We start from the raw sequence: 18,194 nt of genomic DNA on the forward strand, positions 1-18,194 counted from the left end.
CCGGCAGCGCTCCATCCCTCCCCGACCTGTTTGAACCCATCCCTTGCCAGCTGCGACAACGGTGAGAACCCGACGTCACGGAGCCCTATGTCATGTGCGGCACTCAAGCCTCCGCGCAAGCGCTTTCGCCTGCCAAAATCTCGCTTCGCGCCCTCTTCCTCGGCGCGGCAATGAGCTTCGTTCTCGCGGCCCCCGCCGCGGCGAGCACCGCGTGCGTGCTGGGGAGCAAAGCTGGCCCGGCCGAGCTGATCCCGGCATGCAGCGCCATCATCGACCAGACCGCCAATCCGGCCGTCGAACGCAGCGCGGCCCTCGTCGTCCGCGCCGAAGCCAATGCGCGGACCCTTGGAGGCCAGTCACAGGCGCTGCGGGATCTGGACCGCGCCATCGCGCTCGCCGGCAAGAATGCGAAGGCCTGGCGCGTGCGCGGCGACCTCCTGCGCGAGGCCGGCGGCGACCTCAATCGCGCCGCGGCGGATCTGACCAAGGCGATCGAGCTCGACCCGCAGGATGCTGAAGCCTACGAACTGCGCGGCGTCGTCTACACCAATCAGCGCCGGCTCGACCGCGCGCTCGCCGATTACGACCAGGCGATCAAGCTGAAGCCGGACGATGCGCAAGCCTGGTCCGACCGCGGCGTGGCCTATTATCTCGGCGGCGACAACGAGAAGGCGATCAGGAATTTCGACGAGGCGCTGCGGCTCGATCCAAACCGCGCGCGCACCTACACCAATCGCGGCGCGGCCTATAAGAAGCTCGGCCAGCTCGACAAGGCGGTCGCCGACGACGGCGAGGCGATCAGGCTCGATCCGAAGGTGCCGGAATATTACGACAATCGCGGCCTGACCTATGCCGCGATGGGCGAGTACGACAAGGCGATCGCCGATTACGACCAGGCGATCCGGCGGGAGCAGCGCGCCAATTTCCTGACCAACCGCGGCGATTCCTACCAGTTCAAAGGTGAGCTCGGGGCTGCGCTGAGCGACTACGAGGCTGCGCTCAAGCTCGATCCGAATTTCGCAAAGACCTACAACAACCGCGCCGTGCTCTACAAGAAGATGGGCGAGCGGAAGAAGGCGCTGGCCGATTATGAGACGGCGCTGAAGCTGGACCCCGGCAACGAGAATGCAGCCAACGGCCGCCGCAGCATGATGGCGGAGATTGCCAGGTTCGGCGCGGCGTCACCGGGCCCGATGCATGCGCGCTCAGCCGACGATAGCGGCCCGTCCTTCGATTGCGCCACCGCCAAGCGCGAGGTCGAGAAAGTGATCTGCGCCGATCCGCAGCTCGGCGTGCTCGACCGCCGGATCGCTGAGGCCTACGGGCGTGTGCTGAAATCCGCGAGCAAGCGCTCCGCAGACAGCCTGCGCAAGTCCCAGCGCGAGTTCCTCACGACGCGCGATGCGAGTTTCCGCCGCCCCGACTATGACCTGAAAAAGGTCATGCAGGAGCGGTTACAGAAGCTGAATGCCATGGAGAGCTGAGAGTAGCGCCTCCTTCGCCTCTCCCCGCGTGCGGGGAGAGGCCGGAATTTGCGACAGCAAATTCCGGGTGAGGGGGAGTCTCCGCGAGTCCAACTGCCGCCGTCCCCGAGGAGACTCCCCCTCACCCCGACCCTCTCCCCGCAAGCGGGGAGAGGGGGAAGGACACCCTTTTCAGCTTGAACCGCGGCCCGTTGCCGCGAAAATAAGCCCACAACAAGGCCGGCAATTGATCCTGGTCATGGCGGGGCGCCTGTCCTGCCACAAGGGTCGGAGCCAGGCGAATAAAGGGAACGGGAGCGCGGGAATGAATATCCAGGGCAAAAGTCGCTATCACGAGGTCCATGCGCGCTCGCTGGCCGATCCCGACGGCTTCTGGGCCGAGGCGGCGAAGGAGATCGACTGGATCGAGCCTGCGAAAAAGATCTTCGATTCCTCGCAAGGAACCTACGGCCGCTGGTTTGCCGGCGGCGTCGTCAACACCTGCTACAACGCCCTCGACCGCCACGTCGAACGCGGCCGCGCCGACCAGGTCGCGCTGATCCATGATTCGCCGCTGACGGGTTCGATCACCAAGCTCACCTATGCCGAGCTGCTGAACGAGGTCCAGGCGCTCGCCGCAATCATGCAGGATTTCGGCGTCGCCAAGGGCGACCGTGTCATCCTCTATATGCCGATGGTGCCGGAGGCGGTGGTCGCGATGCTCGCCTGCGCGCGGCTCGGTGCGGTGCACTCGGTGGTGTTCGGCGGCTTTGCCGCGAAGGAGCTTGCCACCCGCATCGACGATGCGCAGCCCAAGCTGATCCTGTCCGCCAGCTGCGGGATCGAGCCCGGCCGCATCGTGCAGTACAAGCCGCTGCTCGACGAGGCGATCAAGCTTGCCAGCAGCAAGCCGAAGGCCTGCATCGTATTGCAACGTCCGCAGCTCACCTGCGAGATGACGCCGAGCCGCGACTACGATTGGGCCAGCCTGCGCCGCAAGGCGCTGAACGACGGCAAGCGCGCGGCTTGCGTGCCTGTCGCCGCGACAGATCCGCTCTACATCCTCTACACATCGGGCACGACCGGCGTGCCGAAGGGCGTCGTGCGCGACAATGGCGGGCATCTCGTCGCGGTGAAATGGTCGATGTTCAACCTCTATGGCGTCAAGCCGGGCGAGGTCTGGTGGTGCGGCTCCGACATCGGCTGGGTGGTCGGCCACAGCTACATCGTCTACGGCCCGCTGCTGCACGGCGCGACCACGATCATGTACGAGGGCAAGCCGGTCGGCACGCCCGACGCCGGCGCGTTCTGGCGCGTGATCTCCGAGCACAAGGCGGTCGCCTTCTTCACCGCTCCGACGGCCTTCCGCGCCATCCGTAAGGAAGACCCGGAAGGGAAATTCATCCGGCAGTACGATCTCTCCAAATTCCGCACGCTGTTCCTCGCCGGCGAGCGTGCCGATCCGCCGACCGTGGAATGGGCGGAGCAGCAGCTGAAGGTGCCGGTGATCGACCATTGGTGGCAGACCGAGACCGGCTGGTGCATCGCCGGCAATCCGGTCGGCCTCGGCATGCTGCCGGTCAAGCACGGCTCGCCGACGGTGCCGATGCCGGGCTATCAGGTCGACGTCGTCGATGAAGCGGCAAAGCCGGTCGGCCCCAACACCATGGGCTCGATCGTCATCAAGCTGCCGATGCCGCCGGGCTGTTTGCCGACGCTGTGGAATCAGGACGAGCGCTTCAAGGAAGCGTATTTGAGCGAATTCCCCGGCTATTACAAAACCTCCGACGCCGGCTACAAGGACGAGGACGGTTATGTCTTCGTGATGGGCCGCACCGACGACATCATCAACGTCGCCGGCCATCGTCTCTCCACCGGCGGCATGGAGGAGATCCTGGCCTCGCATCCCGATGTCGCCGAATGCGCCGTGCTCGGCGTCAAGGACGCGATCAAGGGCGAGGTGCCCTGCGGCTTCCTGGTGCTCAAAGCGGGCGTGAAGCGCCCGCCCGCCGAGATCGAGAAGGAGATCATCGCGCTGGTGCGGGACAAGCTCGGCCCGGTCGCCGCGTTCAAGCTCGCCATCACCGTCGGCCGCCTGCCCAAGACGCGCTCCGGCAAGATCCTGCGCGGCACCATCAAGAAGATCGCCGATGGTGAATCCTGGACCATGCCGGCGACGATCGAGGATCCCAAGGCGCTCGACGAGATCGGCGAGGCGCTGAAGGGACGGGTGTGACGCGAAGCGTCATCCCGGGGCGATCCGCAGGACCGAACCCGGGATCTCGAGATTCCGGGTCTGGTGCTTACGCACCATCCCGGAATGACGGTGTATCGACTTACATTCTCCGCATTCCGGGCTAAACAGGGTCGGCCAACAAGGGACCCTCGATGCCACTCGCCGCCGCGCCCCGCCTGCTCACCGCCTTAGCTCTCGCCATCGCTCTCTCCGCCTGCTCCGCGCGCTACCAGAATCCGGTGGCGATGGGCGGCGATGACGACGACGCGGTGTGCCAGAGCCGGGGCTATGCGCAAGGTTCGCCGGAATACGTGGCCTGCCGCAAGGACCGCGACGTCCAGCGCAACGCCGCCACCGCGCGCGCCGACCGCCGCCAGCGCGATCTCGGCGAGTACATGCTGAACCATCCCGAACGGCCGTAGCCGTCTGCTCGTTGCACGTGCTGAACTGACGCGCCTTGCGGTTCTCTGCGGCCATTGCCGCCCATCGCGCAAGTCCGTCTGCCGTGGCAGATCTGCAACGCCGTAGTTGATTTGTGGCGCGTCAGCCCAAATTTGATTCAGGTCAAATCCGAGGGCGCCCCCGTTCTGCTCTGACATCTGTGATCGCGCAACGGAGCGCGCATGGCTCTCAAGGGGAATTCAATGCGAAGGACAATTCGGAATGCCGCACGGCTGGCAGTGCTCGCCGCCGCGTTCGGCGGCGCGCTTGCATCGGCGCAAGCTGCGGATCTACCAGTCTATACCAAGGCGCCGCCGGCGGTGGAGGCCTGGAATCCCTGGATGATCCGTCTGCGCGTGCTCGGCGTTTTGCCGGACGGCGGTAACAGCACGGTCAATGTCACGGGTGTGCCAGCGCTGTCGTCGCCGAACTCTGGCCTTCACATCAGCAACCAGGTCGTCCCCGAACTCGACATCTCCTATTTCTTCACCCCGAACATCGCGGCTGAGTTGATCCTCGGCGTAACACGGCATCACCTAACCGGATCGGGCACGCTCCAAGGGCTCGATATCGGAAAAACCACGCTGCTGCCGCCGACGCTCACCCTGCAATACCATTTCACCAATTTCGGCGCCTTCAAGCCCTATATCGGCGCCGGCGTGAACTACACGGTGTTCTTCAACAATTCGGCGTCGAACATCCCGTTCGGCGGCCTCGCCGTCACCAACCTGCATGTCAGCAACCAGTGGGGCGGTGCCGTGCAATTCGGCTTCGACTACATGCTCGACAAGCATTGGGGCCTCAACGTGGACGTGAAGAAGCTGTGGCTCCAGCCGAACTACTCGGCCACGGTCAACGGCGCGATCCCGGTTACCGGCACCGCGCATATCGATCCGTGGCTGGTCGGTGCAGGCGTGACGTACAAGTTCTGAGCGTTCGCGGCGTCCGGCTCGACGCCCGCGATCTCACACGCAAAACGCGGCAGGTTTCCCTGCCGCGTTTTTTTTTGTGCGGTCGATCGCCGAAGGAGGAACTACTCCTCCTCGTTCTCGTGCTTCTTGCCGCCGAGCGTCTTCAGCTTGGCGAACACGGCGTCGACGTTGAGGTCGTCGCTGGACTTCTCCGCGGGCTCGTACTCGTCCTTGCGGGTGGTCTCGGAGGCCGGCAGCAGGGTGGCGCCGCCATAGGCTGCGTCGATCGGCTTTTCCTTCGCCGCGCGCTGGACCTCGAAATCGAGCTCGATCTGCGAGCACAGGCCGAGGGTGACCGGGTCGATCGGGGTCAGCGACGAGGTGTTCCAGTGGGTACGGTCGCGCACGCTGGCGATCGTGCTCTTGGTGGTGCCGACCAGGCGCATGATCTGAGCGTCCTTGAGCTCCGGATGGTTGCGCAGCAGCCAGAGGATGGCGCTCGGGCGCTCATGGCGGCGCGAGACCGGGGTATAACGCGGGCCCTTGCGCTTGGGCTGGGGCGGCAGCACCACCTTGCTCTCCTGGAGGCGGAGCCGGTAGTCCGGGTTCTTCTCGCCCTTCTCGATCTCCTCGCGGGTCAGCTGGCCATTGGAGAGGGGATCCATGCCCTTGATGCCCTGGGCCGCGTCGCCGTCGGCGATGGCGCGCACCTCGAGGGGATGCATCTTGGTGAAATCGGCGACCTGGTCGAAGGTCAGCGCGGTGTTGTCGAGCAGCCAAACGGCGGTCGCCTTGGGCATCAGAGGTGCGTTGCTCATGGCAAATCTCCTTTGTGCTTCGCCCACCCCTCTGGAGGCGAAACCGGTAGTCATCAGCGATGACAGGGAATTCGCGCTATATAAGCCCGGAGGGGGTAGCCATGCAATGGTTCTGCTATAGATAGTGCCTTGACACCGCCCGAAAGGGGGCCCAATTCCCTTTGAACCGCTGTAAGGTCCAAGCCGACAGCTTTAAGCCCAATTCCCATCCATCGACCGCCCCCGCCAGAAGGCGAAACGGGTGATTCGGTCCCGAGATCGCTCAATGTCAGCCAAACCAGACCTCAAGATCGTGCTTTGTTCTCCCCGCGGCTTCTGTGCCGGGGTGGTCCGGGCGATCGACACCGTGGAACGGGCGCTCGATAAGTACGGCGCCCCCGTCTATGTTCGCCATGAGATTGTGCACAACAAGTACGTCGTCGATGGGTTGAAGAAGAAGGGCGCCATCTTCGTCGAGGAGCTCGCCGAAATTCCTGAGAATGCCACCGCGCCGGTGGTGTTCTCGGCCCACGGCGTGCCGAAGTCGGTTCCGGCCGACGCTCAGTCCCGCAACCTGTTCTCGCTGGATGCGACCTGTCCGCTGGTGACCAAGGTGCATCGCGAGGCCGCGATCCACTTCAAGCGCGGCCGCGAGATCTTCCTGATCGGCCATTCCCACCATCCTGAGGTGGTCGGCACGCTCGGCCAGCTGCCGCCCGGCGCCGTGACCCTGATCGAGACCGCCGAGGACGCCAAGACCATCACGCCGAAGGACCCCAATAACCTCGCCTTCGTGACCCAGACCACGCTGTCGATCGACGACACCGCGGAGATCGTCGCGCTGCTCAAGGAGCGCTTCCCGAACATCAACGGGCCGCACAAGGAAGACATCTGCTACGCCACCACCAACCGCCAGCTCGCGGTGAAGAAGGTGGCGCCGGTGGTGGACGCGCTGATCGTCGTCGGGGCTCCCAATTCGTCGAACTCGCAGCGCCTGCGCGAGGTTGCCGAGCGTGAGGGCTGCAAGATCGCGGTGCTGGCGCAGCGCGCCACCGACATCGACTGGGGCAGGTTCGGCAACATCAAGAGCCTCGGCATCACCGCGGGCGCGTCCGCGCCGGAGGTGATCGTCGAGGAGATCATGGACGCCTTCGCCGAGCGCTACACGCTGCACGTGGAGACGGTCTCGGCCGCGGAAGAGAACGAGTTCTTCCCGTTGCCGCGTCAGGTGCGCCCCGAAGCCGCCGCCGAGTAGACCTTTATGGCGGTCTACACCGACGTCGCCGCCGACGAGCTTGCGGATTTCCTGAAGCAATACGATCTCGGCGAATTGCTGTCCTACAAAGGCATCGCCGAGGGCGTCGAGAACTCCAACTTCCTGCTGCACACGAGCAAAGGCTCGTTCATCCTCACGCTCTACGAAAAGCGCGTGGCGAAGAATGATCTGCCGTTCTTCCTCGGACTGATGACGCACCTCGCCGAGCACGGCGTCAATTGTCCGCTGCCCGTGCGGGGACGCGACGGCGAGGCGTTGCGCGAGCTCGCAGGCCGGCCCGCCGCGATCATCACCTTTCTCGAAGGCGTCTGGCCGCGCAAGCCGAACGCAACCCATTGCGCCGGGGTCGGCGAGGGGCTGGCCCGGATGCATCTGGCCGGCGCCAACTTTGCAATTCGGCGCGCCAACGCGCTCTCGGTATCCGGCTGGCGTCCGCTGTTCGATGCGGCTTCGAACCGGGCCGATGAGGTGCAGCCAGGGCTGCGCGCCTTCCTCGCCGCCGAGCTCGATCAGCTCTCGAGCGGGATCTGGCCGAGCCACCTGCCCGAAGGCGTGATCCATGCCGACCTCTTCAACGACAACGTCTTCTTCCTCGGCGACAAGCTCTCCGGGATCATTGACTTCACCTTCGCCTGCAACGACATGCTGGCCTATGACGTCGCGATCTGCCTCAACGCCTGGTGCTTCGAGCCGGATCATTCCTTCAACGTCACCAAGGCGCGTGCCTTCCTCAACGCCTATGGCCGCGTGCGCAAGCTCAGCGAAGCCGAAGAGGCCGCGCTGCCGCTCTTGGCGCGTGGCGCCGCGATCCGCTTCCTGCTGACGCGGCTGGTCGACTGGCTCAACGTGCCGCCGGGCGCGCTGGTCAAGCCGAAGGATCCGCTGGAATATGTCCGCAAGCTGCGCTTCCATCAGAGCGTAACGAGCGTGCGCGACTACGGGCTGACGCCATCGGGGCTGGTCGTGTGAGCGAGCTTCCCAATGTTACGATCTATACTGACGGCGCCTGCTCGGGAAATCCCGGGCCGGGCGGCTGGGGCGCGATCCTGAAGTTCGGCGACAAGGAGAAAGAGCTGAACGGCGGCCAGCCGCACACCACCAACAACCAGATGGAATTGATGGCGGCGATCTCGGCGCTCGAAGCGTTGAAGAGGCCGTGCACGGTCGATCTCTACACCGACAGCCAGTATGTCCGGCAGGGCATCACCGGCTGGATCTTCGGCTGGAAGCGCAACGGCTGGCGCACCGCCGACAAGAAGCCGGTGAAGAACGTCGAGCTATGGCAACGCCTCGACGCCGCGCTGAAGCAGCACGAGGTCCGCTGGCACTGGGTCAAGGGCCACGCCGGCCACCCCGAGAACGAGCGCGCCGATCAGCTGGCGCGCGACGGGATCGTGAAGGCGCGGTTGCAGCAGCGGGTGAGGGAGTAGCTGGGCGCTGTCGTCGTCTCATTCTCAACTGTCATCGCCCGGCTTGACCGGGCGATCCAGTACTCCGAGACGCTTCTGATTCAACCGAGAAGCCTCGGCGTATTGGATGCCCCCGGTCAAGCCGGGGCATGACAGCGGAATGTGCGGCTAAGAACGGTGGCCGCCTCACAGCTGCCCGAGCAGCGTATCGCCGCCGGAGACCTCGACCTTGCCGGGCATCGCCTCGAGGTTCAGCTTCTTCACCACGCCGTCCTCGATCAGCATCGAATAGCGCTTGGAGCGGATGCCGAGGCCGTTGGCGGAGGCGTCCAGCTCCATGCCGATCGCCTTGGTGAAGTCGGCATTGCCATCGGCGAGGAAGATCGCCTCGTCGCGCTGGTCGGTGTCGCGCTTCCAGGCGTTCATGACGAAGGCGTCGTTGACGGAGACGATGGCGATGGTGTCGACGCCCTTGTCCTTCATGGCATAGGCGTTGAGGAAGATGCTCGGCAGATGCATCTTGTGGCAGGTGCCGGTATAGGCGCCGGGCACCGCGAACAGCGCCACCTTCTTGCCCTTGAAGATGTCGTCGGTGGTCTTCACCTGCGGGCCTTCCGCCGTCATCACGCGGAATTTCGCCTCGGGCAGCTTGTCGCCAATCTGGATCGCCATCGTCGTTTCTCCATGGAAATGGGCCGGGGCTGTTCTAGAGCATTTTACCGCCGGAGGGAAACGGCTTCACCGCGCTGTGATGAGGCCGCGGTCGCAATTTTCTCGTCATTGCTGTCGATGTTCACTAATTCGCTGATTGGATCGCGGTGGTCTTGGTAGCGGCGAAGGCCTTGGGGGTTTGTCCTGCCAAGGCCTGATGGGGTCTGTGGTTGTTGTAGTAAACGAGGTACTCGAACAGTTCATTGGCGAAGTGGTCGAGGTTGTCGAAGGTCGCGCCGTCGATGACGTCGTCATCGAGGGTGCGCCAGAAGCGTTCGACCTTACCGTTGGTCTGCGGCCGATAGGGCCGGGTGTAGCGGTGTTTGATGCCGAGCTCGAGCAGCATGGCCTCGAACGGATGCTCGCCCGGCTTGGTGCGGGCGGCGAACTCGGCGCCGTTGTCGGACAGGATTTCCTGGAAGACGAGCCCATAGGTGACGTTGAGGGTGTTGATCATCTTCAGGGTCTTGAACATGACCGGCAGCGCCTTCTTGGATGTCAGGACCTCTGCCCAGGCCAGACGCGTGCAGCTGTCGATCAAGCTGATGATGTAGGCCGTGACCGGGGGTGGCGCGAGGAACATATCGCGCGGCAATTGATGCAGATCGACGTGGCCCAGCTCTCCGAGCTTGTCCTTGATAATACGGCGTTTCTCCTCACGCATCGCCGGCGTGCGGCGGTTCAGGCGGTAGCGTTTCAGCACCCGGTAGATCGTGATCGGCGAAGGTACCGTGTCGCGCGTTTCGCGCAAGACGGCATGAATCTCATAACGGTTCATCCCCCGCTTGCGATGGGCGACAATCTCCGTCTCGATCCCTTCCGGCTCGCGTCGCTCCCGCCACTTCGGGCCGCGCCGCCGCGGCAGCAGATCCGCTTCCTCGCCGCTCTGCAGATAGCGATTGTAATACTTGCGGAACGTCTGCGAGCAGGTCCCGTGGTGCCGGTAGAAGTCGCCGACCCGCTTGAACAGCGGCGATCGGCCAGCCTTCACCGCCTCATACTCCGAAATCAGAAAACGCCACTTCTGCAGATAGTTGCGTTCAACCGTTCGGTCATAGCTGTTGTCTCGCATCGGATCGTTCCTCCGCTGGAGCGATCCAATCAGCGAATTAGTGAACATGCACAATTGCGAGGAGCTCTTGCGACGAAGCAATCCAGACTGCCTCTGCGGATATATTTCTGGATTGCTTCGCGGAGCCTGTCATCGGGCCGCGCTCTGCGCGGACCCGTTGGCTCGCATGACGAATGGGGCGCGTGGGCGCGCCCCATCGAGCCGAGAGGCGTGCCTTCAGGCCGCCTGCGCCTTCTTCTCGTCGCGGAGCTGCCGGCGCAGGATCTTGCCGACGTTGGTCTTCGGCAGGTCGTTGCGGAATTCGATGTGCTTGGGCACCTTGTAGCCGGTGAGCTGCTCGTGACAGAACTTGATCACGGCCTCGGCGGTAAGGTTCGGGTCCTTCTTCACAACAAAGGCCTTCACCGCTTCGCCGGACTTGGAATCGGGGATGCCGATCACGGCGCATTCGAGCACGCCCGGATGGCTCGCGATCACTTCCTCGATCTCGTTCGGATAGACGTTGAAGCCGGAGACCAGGATCATGTCCTTCTTGCGGTCGACGATCTTGATATAGCCCTTCTCGTCCATCACGCCGATATCGCCGGTGCGGAAATAGCCGTCCGCGGTCATTACCTTGGCGGTCTCTTCCGGCCTGTTCCAGTAGCCCGACATCACCTGCGGACCCTTGGCGCAGATCTCGCCGGCCTGTCCGAGCGGCACCTCATTGCCCTCGTCGTCGCGGATGGAGAGATAGGTCGAGGGCAGGGGAATGCCGATCGAGCCGGTGAACTCGGTCGCCGTCGGCGGATTGCAGGTCAGGACAGGCGACGTCTCCGACAGGCCGTAGCCCTCGGCGATGCTGCAGCCCGTGATGTTCTTCCATTGCTCGGCAACGGGGCGCTGCACCGCCATGCCGCCGCCGTTCGAGATTTTCAGCTTCGAGAAGTCGATCTTCTTGAAGTCGGGATGATGCATCAGCCCGTTGTAGAGCGTGTTCACCGCCGGGAAGGTGTTGACCTGGTACTTCGTCAGTTCCTTGATGAAGCCGGGTATGTCGCGCGGGTTCGGGATCAGGAGATTGCAGCCGCCGGCGCGCACGCCCAGGAGGTAGCAGGCCGTCAGCGCGAAGATGTGATAGAGCGGCAGCGCGCAGACGATCATGAGCTGGTCGACATGCGGCGGCGCGGCCAGCGCCGGCTGCAGCCAGGCATCGTTCTGCAGGACGTTGGCGACGATGTTGCGATGGAGCAGCGTGGCGCCCTTGGAGACGCCGGTGGTGCCGCCGGTATATTGCAGGAAGGCGACGTCACCCGGCGACAGCTTCGGCTTGTTGAGCGCCATGCCGCGGCCGGCGGACAGCGCGTCGTTGAAGGAGACCGAGCCTGGCAGCGACCAGGCCGGTACCATCTTCTTGACCCGGCGGACGACGAGGTTGACGATCACGCCCTTGAAGCCGAGCAGGTCGCCCATGCTGGCGACGATGACGTGCTTCACCTGCGTTCTCGCGATCACCTGCTCGACGGTGTGAGCGAAGTTCTCCAGCACGATGATGGCTTCGGCGCCGGAATCCTTCAGCTGGTGCTCGAGTTCGCGGGGGGTATAGAGCGGGTTGACGTTGACCACCGCGAAACCGGCGCGCAGCACGGCGGCGGTTGCGACCGGATATTGCAGCACGTTCGGCATCATGATGGCGACACGCGCGCCGCGCTGCAACCCGCGGCCTTGCAAGTAAGCGGCGAGCGCGACCGACATCTGGTCGAGGTCGCGATAGCTGATCGACTTGTCCATGCAGATGAACGCCTTGCGGTCGGCGAACTTGGTGAAGCTCTCCTCCAGCAGATCGACCAGCGATGCGTATTGCGTCGGCTCGATATCGGCGGGCACGCCGGGCGGATATTGCTTGAGCCAGATGCGCTCCATGGAAGACTCCCCTCATTGACCAGGGCCCGTTGTTCTCGGGCTTGCCTCGTTGCCGCCAGTATCCAGCTTGCCGGAACGGGTGGCAAGCCATGGTGGCTTAGGGCAAAGGTCGGGGCGTCGCTACTGGAATCGTTGCAGAACCGAGCTCCCGCAGGTGCGAAGCGCGGGCTGGCCCAATTCCGGGAGGTGTTAACTGTTGTTCGCCGGCTTGGTGGCAGCGGCCGGCTTCGCGGCCTTGGGCTTGGCGGGCTTGGCGGCCTGATCGCCGCTTGCAGGCTTCTCCGCAGGTTTGGCCGCATCGGGCTTGGCCGTATCGGGTTTGGCCGCAGCATGCTTGGCGCCGGCCGGCTTGGCAGCGGCCGGTTTGGCTGCGGTCTTGCCGTCGCCCTTGCCGTCGGCCTGCTTGGCGTCGGGCTTCGCCGCCGCGGTCTTCGTACCGGCCTCCTTGTTGCCCTCCTTGTTGCCCTCCTTGGGCTTGTCGGCGGCATCTGGCTTCTTGGCGACGCGCGACTTCTTGCCACGCGGCTTGGACGCGGCCTGCTGGTCGGCGTCGGCCGCGACCGCGGCGATCAGGGCCGTGCCGGTGCGGGTCGGGCCGGTATAGACCAGCACCGGCTCGGTCGGCGCCGGAGCCGAGGCCATCAGCTCGGAAGCCTTCATCAGCGGCGGCTGCAGGCCGGCCGTGAAGAAGGTGACCTGGGCCTCGCCGCCGGTGGCGGAGGCCGATCCGGTCGCGCCGCCATTGGCCGCAATCAGCGCATCGTCGTCGTCGCTGGCCGGCCGCTTGCGGTTGGGTCCGCACATCTCGTCGCGCAGGTTCGGCGGCGTGGCATCGACCGGCACGAGATTGTCGACGGTGCCGAGCGAGGGGCGCAGCCAGGTGAGATTGTCCTGAGCGAAGCCACGCTCCAGCAGCTGCGCCGCCTTCACCGCGCGCGCCGTGCCGGAATTGGCGCCGAGCACCACCGCGATCAGCCGGCGGCCGTTGCGCGTGGCCGAGGCGACAAGGTTGTAGCCGGAGGCGCAGATGAAGCCGGTCTTGAACCCGTCGGCGCCGGGATAGCGGCCGATCAGCTTGTTGAAATTGCCGGTGACGCGCTTGCCGAAGCGGATCGCCGGAATGTGCACGAAGTACTCGTATTCCGGCAGGTCGCGCAGGAACGAGCGCGCCAAGATCCCGAGGTCGCGCGCCGAGGTGATCTGGCCTTCGGCGGGCAGGCCGTTCGGATTGACGTAGCTCGTCTGCGTCATGCCGAGCTTTCTCGCGGTGTCGTTCATCACCGCGGAGAAGCCGTCGACCGAACCGCCGACGCCTTCGGCGAGCACCACGGCCATGTCGTTTGCCGACTTGACCATCATCATCTTCAGCGCGTTGTCGACGGTGACCTGCGTTCCCGGGCGGAACCCCATCTTCGACGGCGATTGCGAAGCTGCGGTCGGCGACACCGTGAGCAGCGTGTCGAGCGTCAGCCTGCCGTCCTTGACCGCCTTCAGCGTCACATAGGCGGTCATGATCTTGGTGACGGAGGCCGGATACCAGGGAATGGTCGCGTTTTCGGCCTGCAACACCTTGCCGCTGTCGGCCTCGATCAGCAGGAGCGCTTCGGCGCCCGCCGCGCGCGGCGCAAACAACGCGGCACAGGCGAGCGTCGCAGCGAACAGGTTGAACAGGGATTTGCGAAGCAGCGGGCGAAGGGCGTGCACTATCCGATTCCGGTCCTTGGAGATCCGCGCCTGATAAGGTCGGTTCTCGTGATCTGATTGTCGGTTCTGAAATCCAGCGCCGCCGCTTGCGGCGTCGCAAACCTATACCGGCTGGTGCGTCGAGAATAGGGGCTTCGAGCGGGTATTCCGCAACGAAGTAGGCCGAATTTCGACGGTCCTCTCGGGACTTGCTACGGGGATTTGGCAGCTGTCGCGGCAGCCTCTGCGGCCGTCACGCTGGCCCGTGCGTTCTCCTGCACCATGAACTGGGCCTTGGCCATCTCGGCAAAATGGCCGCCTTTGGCCACGAGTTCATCGAAAGTTCCGGATTCGATCACGCGTCCATTCTCGAACACCAGGATCCGGGTGGCTTTGCGGATGGTGGAGAGGCGATGGGCGATCACGAAGGTGGTGCGGCCCCTCATCACTTCGTCGAGAGCGGCGTTCACCTTGACCTCGGTGACGGCGTCCAGCGCGGAGGTCGCCTCGTCGAGGATCAGGATCGGTGGATCCTTCAGCAGCGCACGGGCGATGGACAGGCGCTGGCGCTCGCCGCCGGAGAGCATGCGGCCGCGCTCGCCGGCATTGGTCGCGAAGCCGCCGCTGCGTTCGATGAATTCGAGCGCCTGGGCGCGCTCGGCCGCTTTCCGCATCTCGGCCTCGGTCGCATCCGGCTTGCCGACGCGCAAATTCTCCTCGATCGAGCGGTTGAACAGCAGCGCCTCCTGGAACACGACGCCGATGTTCCGCCGCAGCGAGGTCAGCGTGACGCCGCGAACGTCCATGCCGTCGATCTTGATGACGCCGGACTGCGGATCGAAGGCGCGGTGCAAGAGCGCGATCGCGGTGGACTTGCCGGCGCCGGTCGGGCCGACCAGCGCGATGGTCTGGCCCGGCAGTGCAGTGAAGGTGAGGTCTTCGACGGCGGGCCGCTTGCCGTCATAGGAGAAGGTGACGTCGTTGAACTCGACGAGGCCGGAGAGCCGGCCGGCGTCGATCGCGTCGGGCCGGTCGTGCACCGCGGGTACGGCGTCGAGCACATTGAAGAACTCGCGCAGGCGCGGGGCTTCCATGAACACGTTGTTGATGAAGCTCACGACCTGCTCGAGCTTCTGGATCAGCAGTGTCGCGAAGCTCACGAACATCACGATCTCGCCGACCGAGGTGAGGCCCTGGTCGTGCAGCGCGATGCCGAGCGTGAAGATCGCCAGCACCGTGATGGTGGTGGAGGCGCGCGTGATGACGGTGACGAGCGCCCACCACGACAGCACCGGCATCTGTGCGGCCAGCAGCTCGTCGGCGACCGAGCGCAGTCCCTTCACCTCGGATTCGACGCGCACGAAGCTCTGCACCAGCGCGACGTTGCCGAGCGCGTCCGAGGCGCGGGCGGAAAGCTCGCTGTAGTGCTCCTCGACCTCCATCTGCATGCCGAAGGTCTTGCGCACCACGAAGGTCGTCAGTGCGGTGAAGACGATGCAGAGCACGAACAAGAGGATCGCCAGCCGCCAGTTCAGGTAGAGCGACAGCGGCAGCAGCACCACGACCGAGAGGATCGCGGCAAAATGCTCGCGGAAGAAGCCGAGCCACAGCCGCCACAGCGCGTCCGTGCCGTTGAGCATGACCTTCATCAGCCGGCCGGAATGGGTGCCGGAATGGAAGGTCAACGGCAGCTGCAGGATGTGCTCGAAATAATCGGTCAGCACCGCCTGGCGCTGACGATGCGAGAGCCGATCGGCCTGCAAGGCCACCAGTGCGCTGCAGATGATGGTGAACAGCCCGAATGCGACCCAGGCGGCCAGGAACGGCCAGGCCGAGCTCGAGCCGGCCACGGTCTTGCCCGAGAGCACGTCGACGATCCGGCCGAACAGCACGGGCTCGGCGAACTGGGATCCCGCCAGCAGGAGGTTGGCGACCGCGAGCAGCCAGCCCAGCCGCGCCTCCTTGCCGAGCAGCTCGAGAACGCGGGTGTAGAGACGGAGGATGGACATGCGGGCGGGGGACTCGGTGACGAGGGAGCCCACATTCTAAGCAGGGACCGCCGCGAGATACAGCGCAAGGTTTCAGTTTTGCTCAATTGATCAGCCGCTCTGCCAGCGGCGGCAGGAACTGGTCGTCGAAGACATCGCGAGCCGTCGGCCGTTTGCGGAATTTGAAGTCCTGCGCGATCTGATCGATCGAGCGCTCCAGGCGCGCAGGCTCGATGCCGCCGAGACCCTTGCGCTTGACCTCGTCGGTCAGGATGTTGTCGGCAAGGACGGCGTGCAGGCGCTCCAGCTCCAAATTGCGGTCGCCGTCGTCGATGCGGCTCGCGGCCTCCTCCGCCGCACGCGCCGGTTCTCTGGCCGTCGCTGTGATGCCCGCGATCAAGGCGCGGACGAAGCCCTTCACGGCATCCGGCTTCGTTGCGGCGAAGGCGGGGTTGGCCACCACCGCAAAGCCGTAGGCTTCGCAGCCGTAGTCCGCATAGCGCAGCACGACGAGATCGGCTTCGGGCACGCCGCGATCGCGCAGGTTCACCGCCGAGAGGTAGCTGAAGCCGGCGACGGCATCGACCTGTCCCGCGGACAGGATCGGCTCGCGCACCGCGGCACTGATCTTGTGGAATTTGACGAGCGATGTCTTGATGCCGTTCTGCTGCGCCAGCGCCGGCCACAGCCGCATCGACAGATCGCCGTCGGCAACGCCGACGGTCTTGCCGTCGAGGTCGGGCAGGAGGCGGACACCGCGGCTCCTGCGGGCGACGATCGCGTAAGGCGCGCGGTCGAACAGCACGAACACGGCCTTGACCGGCGCCGCGTCGTCCCTGTCACGAAAGCGGATCAGCTCGTTGATGTCGACGAGCGCAAGCTCGCTGTCACCTTTGGCGAGCCGTGCGAGCGCCTCCGGCGATCCGCTCGCGCTGTTGAAGGAGACGTTCAGATGCTCGGCGCCGAACCTGCCGTCCTTCGCCGCAAGGAAGAACGGCGCCATGCTCGCGTCGATGGGACGGTCGAAGGTGAAATGGATGGCAGTCGAGGGGGTGCCGCTCTCGGCCGCAATGGCCTCGCGCACAGTCGATGCGGCGAACGAGATTGCAAGGGCCAGCAGGCACTGATGGGCGATCGTCTTGGATCCGGACATCGGCCGCGCCGGCCCCCATTGTTATGGTTTCGTGACGCTTGCAGCGCCGGCCTGCGATGAGCGTGCGCGCGCCAACATGAACGGCGGATGAGCGGGCTTGCGGCATCGTTACGCAACCCCGTTCAGCTTGTGTTGGGGTTGGGGAACCTACTTAGGCGGCGAGTGTTTGACAGACATCAGCCTGTCGTCAGGCACAATCCGAGGTCCCAAGGAGGGTCCAGATCATGTTTGACAGCTTTTCGAAGTTCGTCGGCCGCAAGGCCGTTCTTGCCACGGCCGCCGTGGTGGCCCTGACTGCCGCTGCACCCAGCGCCTCTTACGCGGGCGGTCGTCATTGGCATGGCGGTGGCGGCGGCGCCGCTGCTGCTGCCGCGATGTTCGGCCTGGCCGCGACCGGCCTCGCGATCGCAGCCAGCCGCAATGCCTACGCCTATGATCCGGGTCCGGTTTACTATTACGAGGGCGGCCCGGCCTATTATAGCGGCCCCGGCTATGGTCCCTATTATTACGACTCGAGCAACCGCTATACCTATGGCGGCTACAAAAACCCCTGCGCCCACGGCTATTCCGGCTACAGCTGCTATTGACCGATCAGCCATACGTCTTCGGCGAACAGGCCGTCGCGCTTGCCGCGGCGGCTTGTTTTTTGCTTATCTTGCCGCGTGTTAACACGCCGGCCATTTGTTTCGAGTAGCTTTGAGTACCATGAGTGATTCGCTTGAGCGGCTATATCTGGCTGTGCTCGCGGCCAAAGACCTTGATCCGGCCACATCGCGCACGGCCCGGCTGTTTCAGCGTGGGCCCTCAAAAATGGCGAAGAAGCTGGCCGAAGAGGCCATCGAGGTCGTCATCGACGCGGTCAATGGCGATAGTGAGGCCGTGATCCGGGAAAGCGCCGACTTGCTCTACAATCTCACCGTGCTGTGGGCTTCGGCCGGAGTACGCCCCGAGGACGTCTGGCGGGAAATGACGCGGCGGGAGGACATGCTCGGTATTGCCGAGAAACTGCCGAAGTCGCCGGCCAAATTGCCCAAAGTCGCGTCACCGCGCATGGCCTCGCGGCGGCCTATTGTCGCGCTCGATGGCCGCGCCGCGCGCAAGCGCCACTAGAAACGTCACAAATCGCTCAAAAACTGGCGATGGACAAATCCG

General features: G+C 64.7%; 16 protein-coding genes. 9 read left to right on the top strand and 7 right to left on the bottom strand.

The window, feature by feature from the left end:
* Window positions 1-92: 92 nt before the first annotated feature.
* The 4 genes from N2604_RS05040 (at window position 93) to N2604_RS05055 (ending at window position 5,072) form a co-directional block, all read left to right on the top strand.
* Window positions 93-1,484 (top strand): tetratricopeptide repeat protein, encoded by a 1,392-nt coding sequence (locus N2604_RS05040; protein ID WP_260374089.1) that lies wholly within the window; start codon window positions 93-95, stop codon window positions 1,482-1,484.
* A 304-nt stretch (window positions 1,485-1,788) separates the two neighbouring features.
* Window positions 1,789-3,699 (top strand): propionyl-CoA synthetase, encoded by a 1,911-nt coding sequence (locus tag N2604_RS05045; protein WP_260374090.1) that lies wholly within the window; start codon window positions 1,789-1,791, stop codon window positions 3,697-3,699.
* A 152-nt stretch (window positions 3,700-3,851) separates the two neighbouring features.
* A complete protein-coding gene (locus N2604_RS05050) occupies window positions 3,852-4,121 on the top strand; it encodes a hypothetical protein (RefSeq protein WP_260374091.1) in 270 nt (89 codons plus the stop codon).
* Between the two features lie 222 nt (window positions 4,122-4,343).
* Window positions 4,344-5,072 (top strand): OmpW family protein, encoded by a 729-nt coding sequence (locus N2604_RS05055; protein ID WP_260374092.1) that lies wholly within the window; start codon window positions 4,344-4,346, stop codon window positions 5,070-5,072.
* Window positions 5,073-5,173: 101 nt separating this feature from the next.
* On the opposite strand, the gene N2604_RS05060 is transcribed toward N2604_RS05055, so the two are convergent.
* Complete coding sequence (locus N2604_RS05060; RefSeq protein WP_260374093.1) at window positions 5,174-5,869, bottom strand: DUF1013 domain-containing protein; 696 nt, start codon at window positions 5,867-5,869, stop codon at window positions 5,174-5,176.
* A gap of 265 nt (window positions 5,870-6,134) precedes the next feature.
* On the opposite strand from N2604_RS05060, the gene ispH reads away from it, so the two are divergent.
* Genes ispH through rnhA form a run of 3 tightly spaced genes read left to right on the top strand, consistent with a single transcriptional unit; the run spans window position 6,135 to window position 8,554 of the window.
* Entirely contained in the window at window positions 6,135-7,103 is a 969-nt protein-coding gene (gene ispH / locus N2604_RS05065) for a 4-hydroxy-3-methylbut-2-enyl diphosphate reductase (protein WP_025032334.1), read from the top strand.
* Between the two features lie 6 nt (window positions 7,104-7,109).
* On the top strand, window positions 7,110-8,093 hold the full coding sequence (locus N2604_RS05070; RefSeq protein ID WP_260374094.1) for a homoserine kinase: 984 nt from the start codon (window positions 7,110-7,112) through the stop codon (window positions 8,091-8,093).
* The gene (gene rnhA / locus N2604_RS05075) at window positions 8,090-8,554 is read left to right on the top strand and encodes a ribonuclease HI (RefSeq protein WP_057028258.1); all 465 of its coding nucleotides are present in this window, start codon (window positions 8,090-8,092) and stop codon (window positions 8,552-8,554) included. Before N2604_RS05070 ends, rnhA begins: the two co-directional genes overlap by 4 nt.
* Before the next feature lie 165 nt (window positions 8,555-8,719).
* On the opposite strand, the gene N2604_RS05080 is transcribed toward rnhA, so the two are convergent.
* The 6 genes from N2604_RS05080 to N2604_RS05105 all read right to left on the bottom strand — a co-directional run bounded on the left by N2604_RS05080 (window position 8,720) and on the right by N2604_RS05105 (window position 17,042).
* Complete coding sequence (locus tag N2604_RS05080; RefSeq protein ID WP_260374095.1) at window positions 8,720-9,205, bottom strand: peroxiredoxin; 486 nt, start codon at window positions 9,203-9,205, stop codon at window positions 8,720-8,722.
* 124 nt (window positions 9,206-9,329) lie between these two features.
* Window positions 9,330-10,316 (bottom strand): integrase core domain-containing protein, encoded by a 987-nt coding sequence (locus N2604_RS05085; protein WP_260373178.1) that lies wholly within the window; start codon window positions 10,314-10,316, stop codon window positions 9,330-9,332.
* A 216-nt stretch (window positions 10,317-10,532) separates the two neighbouring features.
* A complete protein-coding gene (locus tag N2604_RS05090; RefSeq protein ID WP_260374096.1) occupies window positions 10,533-12,218 on the bottom strand; it encodes a long-chain fatty acid--CoA ligase in 1,686 nt (561 codons plus the stop codon).
* Window positions 12,219-12,407: 189 nt separating this feature from the next.
* Entirely contained in the window at window positions 12,408-13,922 is a 1,515-nt protein-coding gene (locus N2604_RS05095) for a D-alanyl-D-alanine carboxypeptidase family protein (protein WP_260374097.1), read from the bottom strand.
* Between the two features lie 191 nt (window positions 13,923-14,113).
* Window positions 14,114-15,910, bottom strand: coding sequence for a glucan ABC transporter ATP-binding protein/ permease (locus tag N2604_RS05100; RefSeq protein WP_260374098.1), 1,797 nt, complete (start codon window positions 15,908-15,910; stop codon window positions 14,114-14,116).
* Between the two features lie 82 nt (window positions 15,911-15,992).
* Entirely contained in the window at window positions 15,993-17,042 is a 1,050-nt protein-coding gene (locus N2604_RS05105; protein ID WP_260374099.1) for an ABC transporter substrate-binding protein, read from the bottom strand.
* A 224-nt stretch (window positions 17,043-17,266) separates the two neighbouring features.
* Here N2604_RS05105 and N2604_RS05110 point away from each other — a divergent pair, with 224 nt between their 5' ends.
* On the top strand, window positions 17,267-17,629 hold the full coding sequence (locus N2604_RS05110; protein WP_260374100.1) for a hypothetical protein: 363 nt from the start codon (window positions 17,267-17,269) through the stop codon (window positions 17,627-17,629).
* Between the two features lie 118 nt (window positions 17,630-17,747).
* A complete protein-coding gene (gene hisE, locus N2604_RS05115; protein WP_197953788.1) occupies window positions 17,748-18,152 on the top strand; it encodes a phosphoribosyl-ATP diphosphatase in 405 nt (134 codons plus the stop codon).
* Window positions 18,153-18,194 lie beyond the last annotated feature (42 nt).

Source organism: Bradyrhizobium sp. CB1015 (genome assembly GCF_025200925.1).
Classification (GTDB): domain Bacteria; phylum Pseudomonadota; class Alphaproteobacteria; order Rhizobiales; family Xanthobacteraceae; genus Bradyrhizobium.

Excerpts from the sequence above, each read along its gene's own strand:
- N2604_RS05040 (WP_260374089.1), top strand. The coding sequence starts at position 93 with ATGTGCGGCACTCAAGCCTCCGCGCAAGCGCTTTCGCCTGCCAAAATC.
- N2604_RS05045 (WP_260374090.1), top strand. The coding sequence starts at position 1,789 with ATGAATATCCAGGGCAAAAGTCGCTATCACGAGGTCCATGCGCGCTCG.
- N2604_RS05050 (WP_260374091.1), top strand. The coding sequence starts at position 3,852 with ATGCCACTCGCCGCCGCGCCCCGCCTGCTCACCGCCTTAGCTCTCGCC.
- N2604_RS05055 (WP_260374092.1), top strand. The coding sequence starts at position 4,344 with ATGCGAAGGACAATTCGGAATGCCGCACGGCTGGCAGTGCTCGCCGCC.
- N2604_RS05060 (WP_260374093.1), bottom strand. The coding sequence starts at position 5,869 with ATGAGCAACGCACCTCTGATGCCCAAGGCGACCGCCGTTTGGCTGCTC.
- ispH (WP_025032334.1), top strand. The coding sequence starts at position 6,135 with ATGTCAGCCAAACCAGACCTCAAGATCGTGCTTTGTTCTCCCCGCGGC.
- N2604_RS05070 (WP_260374094.1), top strand. The coding sequence starts at position 7,110 with ATGGCGGTCTACACCGACGTCGCCGCCGACGAGCTTGCGGATTTCCTG.
- N2604_RS05080 (WP_260374095.1), bottom strand. The coding sequence starts at position 9,205 with ATGGCGATCCAGATTGGCGACAAGCTGCCCGAGGCGAAATTCCGCGTG.
- N2604_RS05085 (WP_260373178.1), bottom strand. The coding sequence starts at position 10,316 with ATGCGAGACAACAGCTATGACCGAACGGTTGAACGCAACTATCTGCAG.
- N2604_RS05090 (WP_260374096.1), bottom strand. The coding sequence starts at position 12,218 with ATGGAGCGCATCTGGCTCAAGCAATATCCGCCCGGCGTGCCCGCCGAT.
- N2604_RS05100 (WP_260374098.1), bottom strand. The coding sequence starts at position 15,910 with ATGTCCATCCTCCGTCTCTACACCCGCGTTCTCGAGCTGCTCGGCAAG.
- N2604_RS05105 (WP_260374099.1), bottom strand. The coding sequence starts at position 17,042 with ATGTCCGGATCCAAGACGATCGCCCATCAGTGCCTGCTGGCCCTTGCA.
- N2604_RS05110 (WP_260374100.1), top strand. The coding sequence starts at position 17,267 with ATGTTTGACAGCTTTTCGAAGTTCGTCGGCCGCAAGGCCGTTCTTGCC.
- hisE (WP_197953788.1), top strand. The coding sequence starts at position 17,748 with ATGAGTGATTCGCTTGAGCGGCTATATCTGGCTGTGCTCGCGGCCAAA.